Annotated in this window: 19 protein-coding genes; 5 read left to right on the forward strand and 14 right to left on the reverse strand. The window is 68.6% G+C overall.

Features of this window, described 5'->3' with window-relative positions; translation table 11 throughout:
• Positions 1 to 26: 26 nt before the first annotated feature.
• On the reverse strand, positions 27 to 299 hold the full coding sequence (locus tag AAFN88_RS05370; protein ID WP_347518811.1) for a hypothetical protein: 273 nt from the start codon (positions 297 to 299) through the stop codon (positions 27 to 29).
• Entirely contained in the window at positions 296 to 1,663 is a 1,368-nt protein-coding gene (argH, locus tag AAFN88_RS05375; protein ID WP_347521636.1) for an argininosuccinate lyase, read from the reverse strand. Before argH ends, AAFN88_RS05370 begins: the two co-directional genes overlap by 4 nt.
• Positions 1,664 to 1,807: 144 nt before the next feature.
• Between argH and AAFN88_RS05380 the strand changes: the two genes are divergently transcribed.
• The gene (locus AAFN88_RS05380; RefSeq protein WP_347518812.1) at positions 1,808 to 2,512 is read left to right on the forward strand and encodes a TlpA disulfide reductase family protein; all 705 of its coding nucleotides are present in this window, start codon (positions 1,808 to 1,810) and stop codon (positions 2,510 to 2,512) included.
• A gap of 196 nt (positions 2,513 to 2,708) precedes the next feature.
• Positions 2,709 to 3,392 (forward strand): DUF6134 family protein, encoded by a 684-nt coding sequence (locus AAFN88_RS05385; protein ID WP_347518814.1) that lies wholly within the window; start codon positions 2,709 to 2,711, stop codon positions 3,390 to 3,392.
• 38 nt (positions 3,393 to 3,430) lie between these two features.
• Here the strand turns inward: AAFN88_RS05385 and AAFN88_RS05390 are convergent, their stop codons facing one another.
• The 9 genes from AAFN88_RS05390 to AAFN88_RS05430 form a co-directional block, all read right to left on the reverse strand.
• Positions 3,431 to 4,339 carry a 3-hydroxybutyryl-CoA dehydrogenase gene (locus tag AAFN88_RS05390; protein ID WP_347518816.1) on the reverse strand — a complete coding sequence of 303 codons (909 nt, stop codon included), beginning with the start codon at positions 4,337 to 4,339 and terminating at the stop codon, positions 3,431 to 3,433.
• 70 nt (positions 4,340 to 4,409) lie between these two features.
• Positions 4,410 to 5,342 carry an FAD-binding protein gene (locus AAFN88_RS05395; protein ID WP_347518818.1) on the reverse strand — a complete coding sequence of 311 codons (933 nt, stop codon included), beginning with the start codon at positions 5,340 to 5,342 and terminating at the stop codon, positions 4,410 to 4,412.
• The gene (locus AAFN88_RS05400; RefSeq protein ID WP_347518820.1) at positions 5,342 to 6,091 is read right to left on the reverse strand and encodes an electron transfer flavoprotein subunit beta/FixA family protein; all 750 of its coding nucleotides are present in this window, start codon (positions 6,089 to 6,091) and stop codon (positions 5,342 to 5,344) included. The genes AAFN88_RS05395 and AAFN88_RS05400 overlap by 1 nt, the downstream gene beginning before the upstream one ends.
• Before the next feature lie 180 nt (positions 6,092 to 6,271).
• Positions 6,272 to 6,928, reverse strand: coding sequence for a cob(I)yrinic acid a,c-diamide adenosyltransferase (locus AAFN88_RS05405; protein ID WP_347518821.1), 657 nt, complete (start codon positions 6,926 to 6,928; stop codon positions 6,272 to 6,274).
• Positions 6,929 to 6,963: 35 nt separating this feature from the next.
• The gene (locus AAFN88_RS05410) at positions 6,964 to 7,164 is read right to left on the reverse strand and encodes a twin transmembrane helix small protein (RefSeq protein WP_347518822.1); all 201 of its coding nucleotides are present in this window, start codon (positions 7,162 to 7,164) and stop codon (positions 6,964 to 6,966) included.
• Between the two features lie 148 nt (positions 7,165 to 7,312).
• Positions 7,313 to 7,942, reverse strand: coding sequence for a LysE family transporter (locus tag AAFN88_RS05415; RefSeq protein ID WP_347518823.1), 630 nt, complete (start codon positions 7,940 to 7,942; stop codon positions 7,313 to 7,315).
• A gap of 94 nt (positions 7,943 to 8,036) precedes the next feature.
• Positions 8,037 to 8,444, reverse strand: a complete 408-nt coding sequence (locus AAFN88_RS05420; RefSeq protein WP_347518824.1) for a cytochrome c family protein — start codon at positions 8,442 to 8,444, stop codon at positions 8,037 to 8,039.
• A gap of 10 nt (positions 8,445 to 8,454) precedes the next feature.
• Entirely contained in the window at positions 8,455 to 9,018 is a 564-nt protein-coding gene (locus AAFN88_RS05425) for a ferritin-like domain-containing protein (RefSeq protein WP_347518825.1), read from the reverse strand.
• 148 nt (positions 9,019 to 9,166) lie between these two features.
• Positions 9,167 to 9,889 carry an RNA polymerase sigma factor gene (locus tag AAFN88_RS05430; protein WP_347518826.1) on the reverse strand — a complete coding sequence of 241 codons (723 nt, stop codon included), beginning with the start codon at positions 9,887 to 9,889 and terminating at the stop codon, positions 9,167 to 9,169.
• Positions 9,890 to 10,055: 166 nt separating this feature from the next.
• Here AAFN88_RS05430 and AAFN88_RS05435 point away from each other — a divergent pair, with 166 nt between their 5' ends.
• The 3 genes from AAFN88_RS05435 (at position 10,056) to AAFN88_RS05445 (ending at position 12,269) form a co-directional block, all read left to right on the forward strand.
• Positions 10,056 to 11,561: a transporter substrate-binding domain-containing protein gene (locus AAFN88_RS05435; protein ID WP_347518828.1), complete on the forward strand. Its 1,506-nt coding sequence runs from the start codon at positions 10,056 to 10,058 to the stop codon at positions 11,559 to 11,561.
• A gap of 196 nt (positions 11,562 to 11,757) precedes the next feature.
• Entirely contained in the window at positions 11,758 to 11,922 is a 165-nt protein-coding gene (locus AAFN88_RS05440) for a Flp family type IVb pilin (RefSeq protein WP_347518830.1), read from the forward strand.
• Between the two features lie 146 nt (positions 11,923 to 12,068).
• Positions 12,069 to 12,269 (forward strand): hypothetical protein, encoded by a 201-nt coding sequence (locus tag AAFN88_RS05445; RefSeq protein WP_347518832.1) that lies wholly within the window; start codon positions 12,069 to 12,071, stop codon positions 12,267 to 12,269.
• Between the two features lie 16 nt (positions 12,270 to 12,285).
• Here the strand turns inward: AAFN88_RS05445 and AAFN88_RS05450 are convergent, their stop codons facing one another.
• The 3 genes from AAFN88_RS05450 to ccrA are packed head-to-tail and all read right to left on the reverse strand — an operon-like array spanning position 12,286 to position 16,057.
• On the reverse strand, positions 12,286 to 13,965 hold the full coding sequence (locus AAFN88_RS05450; RefSeq protein ID WP_347518834.1) for an acyl-CoA dehydrogenase family protein: 1,680 nt from the start codon (positions 13,963 to 13,965) through the stop codon (positions 12,286 to 12,288).
• 45 nt (positions 13,966 to 14,010) lie between these two features.
• Positions 14,011 to 14,736, reverse strand: coding sequence for a phytanoyl-CoA dioxygenase family protein (locus AAFN88_RS05455; RefSeq protein WP_347518836.1), 726 nt, complete (start codon positions 14,734 to 14,736; stop codon positions 14,011 to 14,013).
• Positions 14,737 to 14,758: 22 nt separating this feature from the next.
• The gene (gene ccrA, locus AAFN88_RS05460) at positions 14,759 to 16,057 is read right to left on the reverse strand and encodes a crotonyl-CoA carboxylase/reductase (protein WP_347518837.1); all 1,299 of its coding nucleotides are present in this window, start codon (positions 16,055 to 16,057) and stop codon (positions 14,759 to 14,761) included.
• Positions 16,058 to 16,448 lie beyond the last annotated feature (391 nt).

Genomic DNA, 16,448 nt, shown 5'->3' on the forward strand with positions numbered 1-16,448 from the left:
GGCGCCGCCCGCGGCGGCCGCCTCGTTCAATAAGTCTTGGTGCGCGTGCGCTTCTCGTCGCCGTTGGTGAAGATCCAGAAGGGGTCGTTGCGCTTGCTGGATTCTTCTTCACCCGCGGCGCCGGGCGTCACGGTGCTTGGGGCCGGGTAGTCGTGAGGATAGGTGTAGGCCTCTTCCTCCCCGACGACCGGTTTGGGCGAGCCTTTCTTGCCGCAGGCGGCAAGGCCGAGCAGCAGACCGCCCGCGAGGGCGGCGGTCAGCAGGATGCGCGGAAGGTTGGCCGGAAGGCAGGGGGTCATAGGAAACGCTCCTTGGCGGCGGCGGCGGCTTCGCGCACCCGCTCCGGCGCGGTGCCGCCGGCGCTGGTGCGGCTGGCCACCGCGTTCTCGACGGTCAGGACGGAGAAGACGTCCTCGGTGATGCCCGGCTCGATCTCCCGCATGTCGGCCAGCGACAGATCGGACAGGCCGCAGCCGCGTTCCTCGGCCAGCTTCACGATGCTGCCGGTGACGTGATGGGCCCGGCGGAAGGGCATATCGAGCACCCGCACCAGCCAGTCGGCCAGGTCGGTGGCGGTGAGGAAGCCGTGCGCCGTGGCGGCCTTCAGGGCGCCGCGGTTGGCCTTCATGTCGGCGACCATGCCGGTCATGGCGGTGACGCAGAGCTGCAGCGTGTCAGCGGCGTCGAACAGCGGCTCCTTGTCCTCTTGCATGTCCTTGCCGTAGGTCATCGGCAGGCCCTTCATGACCACCAGCAGGCTGTTCAGCGCGCCGATCACGCGCCCCGCCTTGCCACGGATCAGCTCGGCGGCGTCGGGGTTGCGCTTCTGCGGCATGATCGAACTGCCGGTGGTGAAGGCGTCGGACAGTTCGACGAAGCGGAAGCCGGCCGAGCACCACAGCACGATTTCCTCCGACAGGCGCGAGAGGTGCATGGCGATGATCGCGCCGGCGGAGAGAAATTCCAGCACGTAGTCGCGGTCGGAGACGGCGTCCATGGAGTTGGCCATGGGGCGGTCGAAGTCCAGGGCGCTGGCCGTGGCCTGGCGGTCGATGTCGAAGGAGGTGCCGGCCAGGGCGGCGGCGCCCAGGGGCGACTCGTTCATGCGCCGGCGGCAGTCCTGCAGCCGCCCGCGGTCGCGGCCCAGCATTTCCACGTAGGCCAGCATATGGTGCCCGAAGGTCACCGGCTGGGCGGCCTGCAGATGGGTGTAGCCCGGCATCACGGTGTCGGCCTCGGCCTCGGCCTGGCCGATCAGCGCCGCCTGCAGGTCGCGGAGCGAGTTCTCCAGGGAGTCGACCGCCGCGCGCGTCCAGAGGCGCACGTCGGTGGCGACCTGGTCGTTGCGCGAGCGCGCGGTGTGCAGGCGCCCGGCGGGCTCGCCGATCAATTCGGCCAGGCGCGCCTCCACGTTCATGTGGATGTCTTCCAGGCTGGCCTTGAATTCGAACTGTCCCGCCTCGATTTCAGACAGGATGGCGTCCAGGCCGGCGAGGATGGCCGCACCGTCTTCCTGGCTGATGATGCGCTGATGCACCAGCATGGCGCAGTGCGCCTTGGACCCGGCGATGTCCTGGGCGTAGAGTCGCTTGTCGAAGCCGATGGAGGCGTTGATCCGCTCCATCACCTCGGCCGGGCCGGCGGCGAAGCGCCCGCCCCACATGGTATTCGCACCTGGGGTGTTGGCACCGGGGGTGTTCGCGCCGGGGGTGTTCGCGCCGGGGGCGTCTGTCGTCTGGTTGGATCCGCTGTCCGCGGCCAGCTTTTCGGTTTTTGCGTTCATATGCCCTAGGAGGCTTTCGCGTTCATGATCGTTCAGTTCGGGGTCACAGAAAGAACCTTCGCGGCCGTCCGGCTCGCCGCGCTGGCCTTCGTCCTCTGGATCCCGGTGGCTTCGGCCCCCATTGCCTCGGAACAAGAGCGGCTGGCGGAGTCCGGCGGCGCGCCTACGGTTCCCGAGGGCCCCTTCGCCGAGGACTTTACCTTCTCCGATCCGCCGGTGCCAGCGCCGAGCGCGGTTTTCCAGGCCCTTGAGGGCGGTGAGACGAGCTTCGCCGACTTCCGCGGCAAGGTGGTGCTGGTGAACTTCTGGGCCACTTGGTGCGCGCCCTGCGTGCGGGAAATGCCGAGCCTGGAGCGCCTGCACCAAGCCCTGGCGGGCGAGGGCTTCACCGTGCTGGCGGTTTCCCAGGACCGCGGCGGGGCCGGCGTGGTCGCGCCGTTCCTGGCCCGTCTCGACCTGCAGCGCCTGCCGGTCTACCTGGACCCCAAGGGCAAGCTGGCCCGCGCCTTCGCCCTCAAGGGCCTGCCCACCAGTTTCGTCATCGACCGCCAGGGCCGCGTGGTCGCCGGTCTGGTCGGCCCGGCGGAGTGGGACTCCCCACAATCCCTGGCCTTCATGCGCCATTACCTGGGCCAGGCGGGGCCGGGACAACCAGGGGCGGAGCAGGCCCCGGCCGCGATGCCCCAAGACACCCGGCAGCCTCTGCCGCAAACAAACACTCCTGGTTGAAAAAGTAGAAGTATAACACTCAATTGCACGGCAGGCTTGTAGTCGGCGCCGGCTCTGGCGAATATAGGGGGCCTGCGAACAGTCCGGCCCGCCGCCTGCCATAGCATGTTGGGCGGGCCGCTTGGGGAAGGAGGTGTTGGCCATGGGGTATCGACCTGCCCGCCCGCTTCTTCGGCCGTTCCGACTGCCGACGTCCGTGCTCCCGCTGCTGCTGACGGCCTCTCTGGGGCTCGCCGCGCCGCTGACCGCCCCCGGGGCGGCGGCCCAGGCGGCGGCTCAGGAGGCGATCCGCAACGCCACCACAGGGGAGGCCGCGCAGGACGCCATGGTCTTCGACGTGCTGCGTGACGGCGACAAGGTCGGCGAGCACCGCCTGGACTTCGAGCGCCTGGACGACACCCTGAAGGTCTCCGTCGAAACCGAGATGAAGGTGAGCTTCGCCTTCGTCACCCTGTTCCGCTACGAACACAAGCGGGTCGAGCGCTGGCGCGACGGCCAGCTGGAGTCGCTGGCCGGCATGACCAACGACGACGGCGAGGAGTTCGAGGTTTCCATCGTGCGCAAGGAAGGCTTCTACAGCCGCACCGTCAACGGCGCCGAGGAGGAGATCAGGGAGCCGCTCTCGATCGACAGCCTGTGGAGCAAGGACCGCCTCGCCGCCGGCAAGCTGTTCTCGGTGGCCAGCGGCGAGACCTACCGCGTGCGCTCCAACCTCTTGGGCTGGGAGACGATCGAGGCGAAGGGCGGATCCATGGAGGCCGAGCACGTGAAGCTCTCCGGCGAGGTCGAGCGCGACCTCTGGTACGCCGCCTCGGGCGAGCTCCTGAAGGTGCAGTACGAAGGCGCCGCAGGCGAGACGTTTGAATACATCCGCCGCTAGAGCGGCCGGCTCATGCGTGAGGCGCTGAGGGACGCGCCCTAGCGCGTCGGGACGGGCTCGTCGCCGGAGTAGTCGTAAAAGCCGCGGCCCGCCTTCTTGCCGATCCAGCCGGCCTCCACGTACTTCACCAGCAGCGGGCAGGGCCGGTACTTGCTGTCGGCCAGGCCGTCGTAGAGCACGTGCATGATGGAGAGGCAGGTGTCGAGGCCGATGAAGTCGGCCAGCTCCAGGGGGCCCATGGGATGGTTGGCGCCCAGCTTCATCGCCGTGTCGATGGAGCTCACCGAGCCGACGCCCTCATAGAGGGTGTAGACCGCCTCGTTGATCATCGGCAGCAGGATGCGGTTCACGATGAAGGCCGGGAAGTCCTCGGCCGGAGCGGTGGTCTTGCCCAGCTTCTCGGAGAGTTGGCGCACCGTCTCGAAGGTCGGCTCGTCGGTGGCGATGCCGCGGATCAGCTCGACAAGCTGCATCAGCGGCACCGGGTTCATGAAGTGCATCCCCATGAACTTGGCCGGGCGGTCGGTCACCGAGGCGAGGCGGGTGATGGAGATCGAGGAGGTGTTGGAGCAGATCAGCGCCGCCGGCTTCAGCACCGGGCAGAGCGCCTTGAAGATGGTGCGCTTCACCTCTTCGTTTTCGCTGGCCGCCTCGATGACGATGTCGGAGTCGGCGAACATTTCCAGGCCGCTGCCGGTGGAGATGCGGCCCAGGGCGGCGGTCTTGTCGGCCTCGCTGATAATCTCGCGCCGTACCTGGCGGTCCATGTTCTTGGCAATGATGTCCATCGCCTTGGCCGCCGCTTCCGCGGAGACGTCGGAGAGCTTCACGTCGTAGCCGGCCAGGGCACAGACATGCGCGATGCCGGTGCCCATCTGGCCGGCGCCGATCACGCCGATGGACTTGATGTCGCTGAAGCCCGCCGCGGGCGCGTCCTGATCTGCCATGAGGTTCAAGATACCTTTGTTCTTATGAGCCGGGTCGGGCCGCCGTCCCCACGACGTGTGGCCCTGGACCCTACCCCAATTCCTTTTCCAACTCGGGAACCGCCTCGAAGAGGTCCGCCACCAGGCCATAGTCGGCGACCTGGAAGATCGGCGCTTCCTCGTCCTTGTTGATGGCGACGATGACCTTGGAATCCTTCATGCCGGCCAAGTGCTGGATAGCGCCGGAGATGCCGACGGCGACGTAGAGATCCGGGGCCACCACCTTGCCGGTCTGTCCGACCTGGTAGTCGTTGGGCACGTAGCCGGCGTCGACCGCGGCGCGGCTGGCGCCGACGGCGGCGCCCAGCTTGTCGGCGATGCGCTCCAGCATGGCGAAGTTCTCGCCGCTCTGCATGCCGCGGCCGCCGGAGATGACGATGCCCGCGGTGGTCAACTCCGGGCGCTCCGACTTGGTCAGTTCCTGGCCCTTGAAGGCGGCGAGCCCGGCATCGCCGGTGCTCTCGACCGCCTCGACGGCGGCGGAGCCGCCCTCGGCCGGCGCAGCGTCGAAGGCGGTGGCGCGGATGGTCAGCACCTTGACGGCGTCGCCCGACTTCACCGTGGCCAGTGCGTTGCCGGCGTAGATCGGCCGCACGAAGGTGTCCTCGCCCTCGATGGCCGAGATGTCGGAGACCTGCTGCACGTCCAGCAGCGCGGCCGCGCGCGGCATGACGTTCTTGCCCGACGTGGTGGCGGCGGCGATGACGTGGCTGTAGCCGGCCGCCAGCTTGGCCACCAGCGGTGCCAGGTTCTCGGCCAGGTGATGGTCGTAGGCCGCGTCGTCGGCCTTCAGGACCTTGTCGACCCCGGCCACCTTGGCGGCGGCTTCGGCGGCGGCGTCGCAGCCGGAACCGGCGATCAGGACGTGGGTCTCGCCCGGCAGCCGGCCGGCGGCGGTGACGGCGTTGAGCGTGGCGGGCTTCAGCTCCGCGTTGTCGTGCTCGGCGACGATCAGCGTGGACATCAGATCACCTTCGCTTCGTTACGCAGTTTATCGACCAGCTCGGCGACGGAGGCGACCTTCACGCCGGCCTTGCGCGCCGGCGGCTCGGTGACCGAGACCACGGTGAGACGCGGGGCGACGTCCACGCCCAGATCCGCCGGGGTCAGGGTGTCGATCGGCTTTTTCTTCGCCTTCATGATGTTGGGCAGCGAGGCGTAGCGCGGCTCGTTGAGGCGCAGGTCGGTGGTGACCACCGCAGGGGCCTTCAGTTCGAGCTTCTCCAGGCCGCCGTCGACCTCGCGGGTGATGGCGAAGCTGCCGTCGGTCTTCTCGATCTTGGAGATGAAGGTGCCCTGCGGCCAGCCCAGCAGCGCCGCCAGCATCTGGCCGGTCTGGTTGTTGTCGTTGTCGACGGCCTGCTTGCCGAGGATGACGAGTTCCGGGCCTTCCTTCTCGACCACCGCCTTCAGCAGCTTGGCCACGGCCAGCGGCTCCGGGTCGCTGTCGCACTGGATCAGGATGCCCCGATCCGCGCCCATGGCCAGGCCGGTGCGCAGGGTTTCCTGGGCCTGGGCGGCGCCGGCGGAGACGACGATGACCTCGCTGGCGGTGCCGGCCTCTTTCAGGCGCACGGCTTCTTCGACGGCGATTTCGCAGAAGGGGTTCATGGCCATCTTCACGTTGGCCGTTTCCACCCCGGTGTTGTCCGCCTTGACGCGGACTTTCACGTTGGCGTCGATGACGCGCTTGATCGGAACGAGAACCTTCATCGCAACCCTGCGACCACCCTTTGTCTTGAAGCTGTCAAAGAGCCCGCCGAGCGTTCCTGCGCAAGATTGTTGCGCGAGGCCCTGGGACGACGGGCGTACGGAAACGTGTGCTGCCTATCTCGCAGCCGCACAATAGGAGCATGATAGTACACTGTCAACGTCACCAGACCCGCCCTCGGCCTAGGGTTTCCGCCGATTCGCGCCCCGATTCGCAGCCTGATCCGCGCCCCGGGTGGCGTCCCGGGTCGCGCCTGGTTCCCAGAGCACGTCCCCGGCGCCCTTGTCGTTCAGGTAGCGGCTCATGACGAAGAACAGATCGGACAGCCGGTTGATGTAGCGGACGGCCTCGGGATTGATGGCTTCGCTCTCGGCCAGCGCGGTGATATCGCGCTCGGCGCGGCGCGCCAGGGTGCGGGCCAGGTGCAGATGGGCGGCGGCCGGACTGCCGCCGGGCAGCACGAAGGAGTTGAGCGGCGCCAGCTCGGCGTTCAACTCGTCGATCTCCGCCTCCAGGCGCCGGGTCTGTTCGGCCACGACGCGCAGCGGCGGAAACTCCGGGGGGCCGGCTTCGGGGTCGGGCTCCGGCGTCGCCAGGTCGGCGCCCAGGTCGAAGAGGTCGTTCTGGATGCGCCCCAGGATCGCATCGATCGTGGCGTCGGCCTCCCGGCCGTCCGGCCTGCCCGTGTGCAGGCGGACCAGGCCGACCGCGGCGTTGGTCTCGTCCACGGTGCCGTAGGCGGCGACGCGCGGGTGGTGCTTGACCACGCGTTTTCCGCTGCTCAGGGAGGTCTTTCCCTTGTCGCCGCCTTTGGTGTAGATGCGGGTGAGCTTGACCATGCGCCGGACCGTGCTCCCTGCCGCCGTCTACCGGCTCAGTCGCCGCTGCCGACCAGCACGGCGAGCGCGAAAAGCAGCAGGGCGCAGCCCTGGGCGATGACGCGGGCGCGCATCAGCTTGTTGCCGTACTTGGCGTTGAACTCGCCGCCGCGGGCCATGCCGATGATGCCGGTCGCCAGCACGCCCAGCGTGATGAACATGGCGATCAGCATCAGAACGAAGAAGAAGGTTTTCATGGCCGCGACCTTAAACCCGCCGCCGGGGGCAAGACCAGCAATTTCCCGACACTTTTCGGGCTGTCAGCGGCGCGACTCATTGCCGCGTCGGGCCGCGTCGGGCCGCGGCTGGCACCGCGCCCCCAAGGGACAGGCAGCGCCCGGCGCGTCAGCGCCGCGCCAGCGCGAGGCCCAGGCCGGTGCCCAGCAGCAGGGTGCCGGTGATGCCGTGGCGGACCCGGTTGGCGCGGGCCGAGGCGAAGAGGCCGCGCACCCGGCTGGCGAGCAGGGCATAGGCGCCGTCCAGCAGGACGGTGATCGCCACGAAGGCCAGCGACATGGCCAACAGCTGCGGGCCGGCGGCCAGTGCGGGGTCGATGAACTGCGGAAAGAAGGCGGCGTAGAAGAAGATCGTCTTGGGGTTGGTGATGGCCACCAGCACGGCCTGGCCGAAGGCCCGGCGGGCGCTGCGCGTCGCCGGCATCCCGGGCGCCGCCTCGGCGCGCAGGGCCGCGCGCCACTGCTTCAGCCCCAGGTAGATCAGGTAGGCGACGCCGGCCCAGCGCAGCACCTCGAAGACGTCGGCGGCCAGCGCCAGCAGGGTGGTCAGGCCCAGCGCCCCGGCGGCCACCAGCAGGGCGTTGCCGCTGGTCGAGCCCGCCACCGTGGCCAGGCCCGTGCGCTGGCCGTAGGCCAGGGAGTTGGCGATCACCAGGGTGACGATCGGCCCCGGCATGAGGATCAGGACGACCGTGGCGAAGAGATAGGCGGCGAAGAGGTCCGGGTTGACGGCCAGCATGTCTCGGTCTCCTGGGGTCCGGCGAAATCGGGATGCGGCGGACCCCAGCAAAGACAGCTTCGGCGCGGAAAGTACAGCCCCCTTTGAAGGCGGGCTATTGCGGGCAGGGGGCGGCGGTGGCGAGGAAGGCGATGAGGTCGGCGCGCTCCTGCGGGTCCCTCACGCCGGCATAGCCCATGCGGGTGCCGGGCACGGCCTTGAAGGGATTGGCCAGGAAGCGGTCGAGGCTGGCCTCGGTCCAGACGATGCCCGACTCGCGCAGCGCCTTGGAGTATTTGAAGCCGGGCTGGCTGCCCGCTTCGCGGCCCAGCAGGCCGCAATGCTTCGGGCCGCTGCGGTTGCGCTCGAAGGAGTGGCAGGCCTGGCAGCGTTCGTAGATCGCCTGCCCGCGCTGCGCGTCGCCCGGCGGCAGTTCGCCGGCCGCCGCCGTGGGGACCGCGGCGGATACTGCCGGCAGGACCAGCAGCACCGCCGCGGCAAGGTATGCCTTTCGCAAGGTCATACCGGGGGGCTCAGGATACGAAGGCCACGGGCACCGGATTCTCGCCCAGGGCGCCGCGCAGCACCGCCCAGTGCATGGCCTCGTCGCCCAGGATGCTGGCCGCGGCCTTGGCGAGCTCGCGCTCGTTGAACAGCGGCACCGCGCCGAGATAGGCGCTCACCGCGCCTTTCTCCAGCCCGGCGGCGAAGCGCAGCACGTCGGCCTCCGACTTCAAATCCCCGGTGGGGAAGTCGTAGCGCGCCAGCGGCTCCACCGCGGCGCCGCCCAGATCGCGCACGGTCTTGGCCAGCACGTCGGCGTGCTCCTTGTGGTGGCCCTGGAACTGCACGGCGAGGTCCAGCACGGGCTTGGTCAGCAGCCCGCTTTCGGCCCCGACCTGGTAGGCGGCGATGGCCTCCTGCTCGGCGCCCAAGGCGGCGTTCAGGATGTTGATGTCGTCTTCGGACGAGGCGGCCATGGCCGCCTTGTTGCCGCTGCAGCCGGCCAGCAGCAGGACGGCGCCGGCCGAGAGCGTGGACTTGGCCCCCGCGGCGAGGAAGGAGCGTCGGGGCAGGCTGACGATGGTTTCTGGCATGAATCTTCTCCTGGAACGGTTGGGTTGCTTGCTTCGGGATGGTGGAGGCGAAGGCACAGCGCCTCCCTGGCGCCGGGCGCGGGGCACGGCGATGCTTAGGGTGTTTCCTATGGGGCGGTGAGTCGGAGGCGGCTGGCCGGGGCGGGGCTCAGCCGTCCGGCGGAGCCTGGGCGATCTGCGCCAGCACCTGGGCGACGATGCGGTCGCAGCGCGCCCCGGCGAAGGGGAAGGTGTCGGCCAGGGCGCTGGCGACGCCGCGCTGCAGGCGCCGGCGCAACTGGCGCTTGGCGCGGTGCAGGCGCGTCTTCACGGTGTCCGCCGGAATGCCCAGGCAGACCGCGGTGTCTTCGGTACTGAATTCCTCGACGGCGCGCAGCATGAAGACGGCGCGCTGGGCCTGGGGCAGGTCGTCGATGGCCGCTTCCAGAAGGCGGCGGATTTCGCCCTGCGCGGCCCTGGCTTCCGGACTGTCGGCCATGGTCGGGTCGATGATCATGCTGGCCTCCGTCGCGGGTTCGGCGCCCAGCTCCAAGGGGGTGGCGGGCATGCGCCGGCGCAGGCGGGCGAGCGCTTCGTTGACCGCGATCTTGACCAGCCAGGTGGAAAGGCGCGCGGTCCCGGCAAAGCCCGCGAGGTGGAGGAAGGCTTTCAGATAGGCTTCCTGCACGACCTCTTCGGCATCGGCATCGTTGTGCACGATGGCGCGGGCGGTGCGGAACAGCAGCCGGTTATGGCGCCGCATGATCGCCTCGAAGGCGCCGACATCGCCCTGGCGCGCGGCGGCGAGCAGCGCCGCGTCGCCATCGTCCCGGCGGGCGAGGAGGTCGCTTTCGACCGGCGCGGCGGTGGGGCTTTCGCTTGCTGGCTCCATGGCAGGGTCCCTCGGCTTGCGGGTGGTCTCTCGGCTATTTGACCATTAGATGCGCCCGGCGCCCAATCGGTTCCCGTTTTTTCTCGCGGCCGGGGCGCCTTACCAAAGCGGCCGCAGGTCTGCTAACCTGCCGGGGGATTATGGAGCTCTGCTGCCGGAGGCGCCAATGTTCGTCCTTGTCCGTTTTCTCGGGGCGCTGGGCCCGGCGCCTTGGCGCGGGCTGCCGCTGGGCTTGCCGCCGCTGGCTTTGCTGCTCGCCGTCCTCGCCCCCTTGGCGGCGCCGGCCGCGGCGGGACCGGAGACGCTGCCCGCCCTGAAGCCCTGGACCGGCGATCTGGACGCGATGGTCCAGCGCCGCGCCGTGCGCTTCCTGGTGCCCTACAGCCCGACGTTCTATTTCCTGGACGGGGCGACCCAGCGGGGCATCACCTACGAGTACGCGCGGGAGTTCGAAAAGCAGCTCAACACGCGGCTGAAGACCAAGTCCCTGCGCGTCGAGGTGGTGATCATCCCGACCCCGCCCGACCGTCTGCTCTCCGGCGTGGCCGAGGGCTATGGCGACATCGCCGCCGGCAACCTGACCATCACCGAGGAGCGCCTGAAGCGGGTCGACTTCAGCGATCCCTTCTTCAGCGACGTCAGCGAGGTCGTGGTGACGGCCGGCTCCGCCGCGCCGATCGCGCGCGAAGAAGATCTCGCCGGCCTGGAAATCCATGTCCGCGAGTCGAGCAGCTATTACGAGAGCCTGCTGGCCCTGAACGAGCGCCTGGCGGCGGCCGGCAAGGCCCCGGTCCGGATCCGCAAGGCCAACGAACTGCTGACCGTGGAAGACCTGTTGGAGATGGTGCAGGCGGAGATGATTCCGGCAACCCTCGTCGACCGCCACCAGGCCGACTTCTGGGCCGGCGTCCTGGACAACCTGCAGATCCACGAAGCCGTTCCCCTGCGCCAGGGCGGCCGGATCGCCTGGGCATTCCGCCAGGACTCCCCGCAGCTCGCCGCGGCGGTCAACGGCTTCGTGAAGGGCGCGAAGAAGGGCACGCAGCTCGGCAACATCTTCATCAAGCGCTACTACGGCACCACCAAGTGGCTCGGCAAGGCGCTCTCGGAGGACGGCGTCGAGCGCTTCCACGAGACGGCGCCGGTGTTCCAGCGGTACGCAGGGGAGTACGGCTTCGACTGGCTGCTGCTCATCGCCCAGGGTTATCAGGAATCGGGCCTGGACCAGAACGCGAAGTCCAAGGCCGGCGCCGTCGGCATCATGCAGGTGCTGCCTTCCACGGCGGCCGATCCCAACGTCGGCGTCGCGGACATCGACAAGATGGAAAACAACGTCCATGCCGGCGCCAAGTACATGCGCTTCATGCTGGACACCTACATGAAGCCGGAGGAACTGGACGCTCTCAACCGCGGGCTCTTCGCCCTGGCGTCCTACAACGCCGGGCCCAACCGTATCGCCAGGCTGCGCGAGAAGGCGGCCGAGCAGGGTTACGATCCAAACCGCTGGTTTCACAACGTGGAGCACGTCGTCGCCAAGGAAGTGGGGCGCGAGCCGGTGCGCTATGTCAGCAACATCTTCAAATATTACCTGGCCTATCAGGGCAGCTTGCAGAGCCTGCAGACCCGCCGCGATATCCTGAACGGCGGCGCCGGGGATGCCGCCGGGAATTAGCCCCCGCCCTCGGTGCGGAGGCCGGCGCCTCCGGCCCGCGCGGCTCGGCCCGCTGATCGCAAGGGCCTTGCCGCGGCCCTTCGCCTTCGCCGCGAATGCCCGCTAAATGGCCGCGAATTTTCACGGATTGGCAAAATTCCCGGGTCAAGCTGGACGCCTGCGGAAGGCAAGAGTGGATCGGGAAATGCACAATGCCGTGACGTGGTTTGTCGATGACGAGAAGGGCGCGGCGGCGATCGAATACGGATTGATCGGCGCCCTGGTGTCGGTTGCCGGCCTTGTCGCGCTGGGCCTGGCCGGCGACGCTCTGGATCAGATGCTGACCCAGGTGGCCGACGTGATGCTGCCGCCGTCGCCCTAGGCGGCCGCGGCAACCCATCCGTGTCCTTCGATACAATCTCCGGTCACGCATCGCGCGCGGTGACACAGAGATGCCACACCGGGTTCATCTCTTTCTAAGGGCCTGAGCGCAAGCTGAAGGCTGCGGAAGAAAGGAGGGATCAGGTCATGTGGGACAGGCTGATCCTGGACAAGCTGAAACTGGATGGAGTGAAGCGGCTCGCCCGCGACGACGGGGGCGCGGCAGTGATGAGCTACGCCTTCATCGCGGCCTGTGTCGTGGTGGCGAGCTTCATCCTCGTGCGGCTTGCCGGCGCCGGTTCGGACCGGCTGTTGCACGAGCTCTTTTACTTCATCTCGCTCGACTGACGAGTCCTCTGGGCTTTCAGTTCCGCCCCGCCAGCAGGCCGCGGGCGATGACCTGCGCCTGGATCTCGGCGGCGCCTTCGAAGATGTTGAGGATGCGCGCGTCGCAGAGCACGCGCGAGATCTTGTACTCCTCGGCGTAGCCGTTGCCGCCGTGCACCTGCAGGGCGTTGTCGGCGTTGGCCCAGGCGACGCGGGCGCCCAGCAGCTTGGCCATGCCGGCCTCGATGTCGCAGCGCCGCTCGCTGTCCTTCTCGCGCGCGGCGAAGTAGGTAAGCTGGCGGGCGATCATGGTCTCCACCGCCATCCAGGCCAGCTTGCCGGCGACGCGCGGGAAGGCGACGATGGCCTTACCGAACTGCTTCCTGTCCTGGGCATATTCCAGGCCCAGCTCCAGGGCGCACTGCGCGACGCCCACGGCGCGGGCCGCGGTCTGGATGCGCGCCGACTCGAAGGTCGCCATGAGCTGCTTGAAGCCCTGGCCCTCGACGCCGCCCAGCAGGTTCTCGGCCTTCACCTCGAAGCCGTCGAAGCCCAGCTCGTATTCCTTCATGCCGCGGTAGCCCAGCACCTTGATTTCGCCGCCGGTCATGCCGGGCGCGGGGAAGGGGTCGGCCTCCGTGCCGCGCGGCTTCTCGGCCAGGAACATGGAAAGCCCGCGGTAGCCGGCCTCGTCGGGGTCGGTCCGCGCCAGCAGCGTCATGAGGTCGCTGCGCGCGGCGTGGGTGATCCAGGTCTTGTTGCCGGTGACCTTGTAGACATCGCCGTCCCGCGCCGCGCGGGTGCGCAGAGAGCCGAGGTCGGAGCCGGTGTTGGGCTCGGTGAAGACGGCGGTCGGCAGGATCTCGCCGGAGGCGATGAGCGGCAGCCACTTTTCCTGCTGCGCCGGGGTGCCGCCCAGTCGGATCAGCTCGGCGGCGATCTCCGAGCGGGTGCCGAGCGATCCCAAGCCGATATAGCCGCGCGACAGTTCTTCGGTCACCACGCACATGGCGAGCTTGCCGAGGCCGGCGCCGCCGAAGTCCTCCGGCACCGTCAGGCCGAAGACGCCCAACTCGGCGATTTGCTGCACCACCTCCAGGGGGATCAGCTCGTCCTTCAGGTGCCACGCGTGGGCGGCTTCCTTGTGGTCCTCGGCGACCTTGTGGAACTGGTCGCGGATCATCTCCAGCATCTCGTCGGCCAGCCCCGCTTCGCCGAACTTGCCCTCGGCCAGATAGCCGGCAATGGCCATGCGCAGGGCAGAGCCGTTGCCTTCGGTCCTGAATGTCTTCACCGCCGGGGCGTCGAGGGCGGCGAGCGCGGCTTCGCCGAGGCCCAGGTCGGCCGGACGCAGCACCTCCACCTGGCTGAGGGCGATGCCGCCTGAGAGCTGGTTCAGGTATTCGCCGTAGGCGGCCTGCAGCATCATCTGCTCCAGCTCGCCGAACTGCCCCGCGGCCTCCAGGCGCTCGGCCCAGTGCAGCATCTCGCGCAGGGCGGCGACGTAGGTGGCCAGCCAGGCATAGCCGTGGGCGGCGAACTGCTCGCGCTCCAGCAAGGCTGTATCGACCTTTCCGCCGGGGGCGACCAGCGCGGCCACGGCGGCGCGCGCGGCGGCGCCGAAGCTCTCGGCGGCGGCCAGCGCCTCGGCGCAGAGCGGGAGCAGGTTGGGAAGGATCAGGCTTTCGCTCCGGACTTCGGCTTGCACGGCGGTCATCTCTCTAACCTTCTTGCCCAACGATCATATCACTTGAGGGATGGTTCAGGCCCAAGCCCATTCCAGCGGCGGCGGCGGATTTCCCGACGCCAGTTCGACATGCAGGATGCGGCGGTGACCCCGGGTGGTGCGGCGGCGTGAGCCGTGGACCAGCAGCGGGCGCATCGCCAGCACGGTGCCAGCGGAGACCGCCAGTTCCACCGCCGGCGTTTCGGCGGCCAGCACCGCGATTTCTTCCGTGGTCAGGCGGCCCTTCGTGTGGCTTCCGGGCAGCACGCGCAGGCCGCCGTCGGCCGGGCCGATGAGGTCCAGGTGCCAGCGCAGGGTCAACATCCCCTCCAGCAGGCTGACCGGCGCCTCGCAGTGGGGAACGCCGTCCTTGACCGTCCAGTTGCGGGCCGGCGCCGAGTCATCGCGCGTCTTCACGGCGATGGCGCGGTCCTGGTGCCAGGGCACGAACCAGTTGCGATGCCCGGTCTTGTCGAAGGCGATGGCCCGCACCGGCCTGGCGGCGGGGCCGAGGGTCTCCGCGACCAGGTCGCGCACGGCGGGCTGCGCCATCAAGGTGCCGATCAGCGGGGCGCCGGGCGCGATGCGGGCGGAGCCCCGATCATCGCTGCCAACCTCGCGGCCGCCGGCTACGCAGAGGGCGTCGAAGGCGGCGACGGCGGCCGTCCGGTCGACGTCGGAACCGTCCAGCAGGGCGAAACCCTGCTGGGCGAGCTTGTCGCCGGCCTGCTCCGCCTCCGCTGCCAGACAGGCAAGCGCCATGGTTCTGCTCCCTTCGGCCGTCTCAGTCCTCGGCGGCCGCGTCTTCCAGGGTGCGCAGGCCCGGGCGCTTCGCCTGAACCAGCACGGCCATGTTGCCGGGGCGGTGCTGGTTTTTCATCATCTTGGTGTGGGCGCGCGGGATGTCGCGCCAGGCGAAGACCTCCGACATGCAGGGGTCGATGCGGCGCTCGACCATCAGGTTGTTGGCCTGGCTGGCCTGCATCAGGTTGGCGAAGTGGCTGCCCTGGATGCGCTTCTGGCGCATCCACACGAAGCGCGCATCGAAGGTCAGGTTGTAGCCGGTGGTGCCGGCGCAGAACACGACCATGCCGCCGCGCTTCACCACCATGCAGGAAACCGGGAAGGTCTGCTCGCCGGGATGCTCGAAGACGAAGTCGACGTCGTTGCCCTTGCCGGTGTACTGCCAGATCGCCTTGCCGAACTCGCGCACCCGGCGCATGTAGTCGCCGAAGCCCTCGCCGTTGACCGGCGGAAGCTGGCCCCAGCAGTCGAAGTCCTTGCGGTTGATGACGCCCTTGGCGCCCAGCGACATGACGAAGTCGCGCTTGTCCTCGTCGGAGATCACGCCGATGGCGTTGGCGCCGGCCGTCGCGATGAGCTGGATGGCCATGGAGCCCAGGCCGCCGGAGGCGCCCCAGACCAGCACGTTGTGGCCCGGCCGCAGGATGTGCGGGCGGTGGCCGAAGAGCATGCGGTAGGCGGTCGCCAGCGTCAGGGTGTAGCAGCCGCTCTCCTCCCAGGTCAGGTGGCGCGGGCGCGTCATGAGCTGGCGGTCCTGCACGCGGGCGAACTGGGCGAAGGAGCCGTCGGGCGTCTCGTAGCCCCAGATGCGCTGCGAGGTGGAGAACATCGGGTCGCCGCCGTTGCACTCCTCGTCGTCGCCGTCGTCCTGGTTACAGTGCACCACGACCTCGTCGCCGACCTTCCAGCGCTTCACCTTGGAGCCCACGGCCCAGACGATGCCCGTCGCGTCGGAACCGGCGATGTGATAGGGCGCCTTGTGCACGTCGAAGGGCGAGATCGGCACGCCCAGGCCGGCCCAGACGCCGTTGTAGTTCACGCCGGCGGCCATCACCATGACCAGAACGTCGTGGCTGTCCAGGGCCGGGGTGTCGACCACCTCCAACTGCATGGCCTGCTCCGGCTCGCCGTGGCGTTCGCGCCGGATGACCCAGGCGTGCATCTTGCCCGGCACGTGGCCCAGCGGGGGAATCTCACCGACCTCATAGAGGTCCTTCACCGGCCGTTCCGGTGTTTCCGTCGCGGTGCCTTCAGCCGACCCTTCAAGCGTCTCGGCCATGTCTCAACTCCTCCAGTCTGCTCTCGGCGCCCGGTCCCGGCCGGGGGCCGCTCTGCCTGTCCCTTCGCAGCTGCTCATTGTTCCGGTGGAGAATCGGCGGAAAACTGCGCTCTCCGAACGGAAATCCCCTTTGGCAGTGCGGCATTTTTCTTGACTCATAGACGTTCGGGCGGTTTTTTGCAATGCACAATGGTATTGTTTTTTACGTTCAGACAGATTTTTTTGCAATTATCTGTCTGTTTCAACGGCAGAACGAAATATGATAACCTGAAATCGGTTGCTTCCAGGGGGTTCCGGAGGCTTAGAGTGCATTGCAGCACGTTCTTTGCGGCCCCGCCCCCAAGGGTATCCGGGGGCATCCGGGGGACCGGCCGCGGCCCCGGGTTTGATC

Origin of the sequence: Pelagibius sp. CAU 1746 (assembly GCF_039839785.1) — a bacterium.
Classification (GTDB): domain Bacteria; phylum Pseudomonadota; class Alphaproteobacteria; order Kiloniellales; family Kiloniellaceae; genus Pelagibius.

What these genes read in the sequence shown, in the direction of transcription:
- AAFN88_RS05380 (WP_347518812.1), top strand. Translation starts at nt 1,808, where the DNA reads ATGATCGTTCAGTTCGGGGTCACAGAAAGAACCTTCGCGGCCGTCCGG.
- AAFN88_RS05455 (WP_347518836.1), bottom strand. Translation starts at nt 14,736, where the DNA reads ATGGCGCTTGCCTGTCTGGCAGCGGAGGCGGAGCAGGCCGGCGACAAG.
- AAFN88_RS05450 (WP_347518834.1), bottom strand. Translation starts at nt 13,965, where the DNA reads ATGACCGCCGTGCAAGCCGAAGTCCGGAGCGAAAGCCTGATCCTTCCC.
- AAFN88_RS05445 (WP_347518832.1), top strand. Translation starts at nt 12,069, where the DNA reads ATGTGGGACAGGCTGATCCTGGACAAGCTGAAACTGGATGGAGTGAAG.
- AAFN88_RS05390 (WP_347518816.1), bottom strand. Translation starts at nt 4,339, where the DNA reads ATGGCAGATCAGGACGCGCCCGCGGCGGGCTTCAGCGACATCAAGTCC.
- AAFN88_RS05410 (WP_347518822.1), bottom strand. Translation starts at nt 7,164, where the DNA reads ATGAAAACCTTCTTCTTCGTTCTGATGCTGATCGCCATGTTCATCACG.
- AAFN88_RS05415 (WP_347518823.1), bottom strand. Translation starts at nt 7,942, where the DNA reads ATGCTGGCCGTCAACCCGGACCTCTTCGCCGCCTATCTCTTCGCCACG.
- AAFN88_RS05420 (WP_347518824.1), bottom strand. Translation starts at nt 8,444, where the DNA reads ATGACCTTGCGAAAGGCATACCTTGCCGCGGCGGTGCTGCTGGTCCTG.
- AAFN88_RS05430 (WP_347518826.1), bottom strand. Translation starts at nt 9,889, where the DNA reads ATGGAGCCAGCAAGCGAAAGCCCCACCGCCGCGCCGGTCGAAAGCGAC.
- AAFN88_RS05395 (WP_347518818.1), bottom strand. Translation starts at nt 5,342, where the DNA reads ATGTCCACGCTGATCGTCGCCGAGCACGACAACGCGGAGCTGAAGCCC.
- AAFN88_RS05435 (WP_347518828.1), top strand. Translation starts at nt 10,056, where the DNA reads ATGTTCGTCCTTGTCCGTTTTCTCGGGGCGCTGGGCCCGGCGCCTTGG.
- AAFN88_RS05400 (WP_347518820.1), bottom strand. Translation starts at nt 6,091, where the DNA reads ATGAAGGTTCTCGTTCCGATCAAGCGCGTCATCGACGCCAACGTGAAA.
- ccrA (WP_347518837.1), bottom strand. Translation starts at nt 16,057, where the DNA reads ATGGCCGAGACGCTTGAAGGGTCGGCTGAAGGCACCGCGACGGAAACA.
- AAFN88_RS05405 (WP_347518821.1), bottom strand. Translation starts at nt 6,928, where the DNA reads ATGGTCAAGCTCACCCGCATCTACACCAAAGGCGGCGACAAGGGAAAG.
- AAFN88_RS05425 (WP_347518825.1), bottom strand. Translation starts at nt 9,018, where the DNA reads ATGCCAGAAACCATCGTCAGCCTGCCCCGACGCTCCTTCCTCGCCGCG.
- argH (WP_347521636.1), bottom strand. Translation starts at nt 1,663, where the DNA reads ATGTGGGGCGGGCGCTTCGCCGCCGGCCCGGCCGAGGTGATGGAGCGG.
- AAFN88_RS05370 (WP_347518811.1), bottom strand. Translation starts at nt 299, where the DNA reads ATGACCCCCTGCCTTCCGGCCAACCTTCCGCGCATCCTGCTGACCGCC.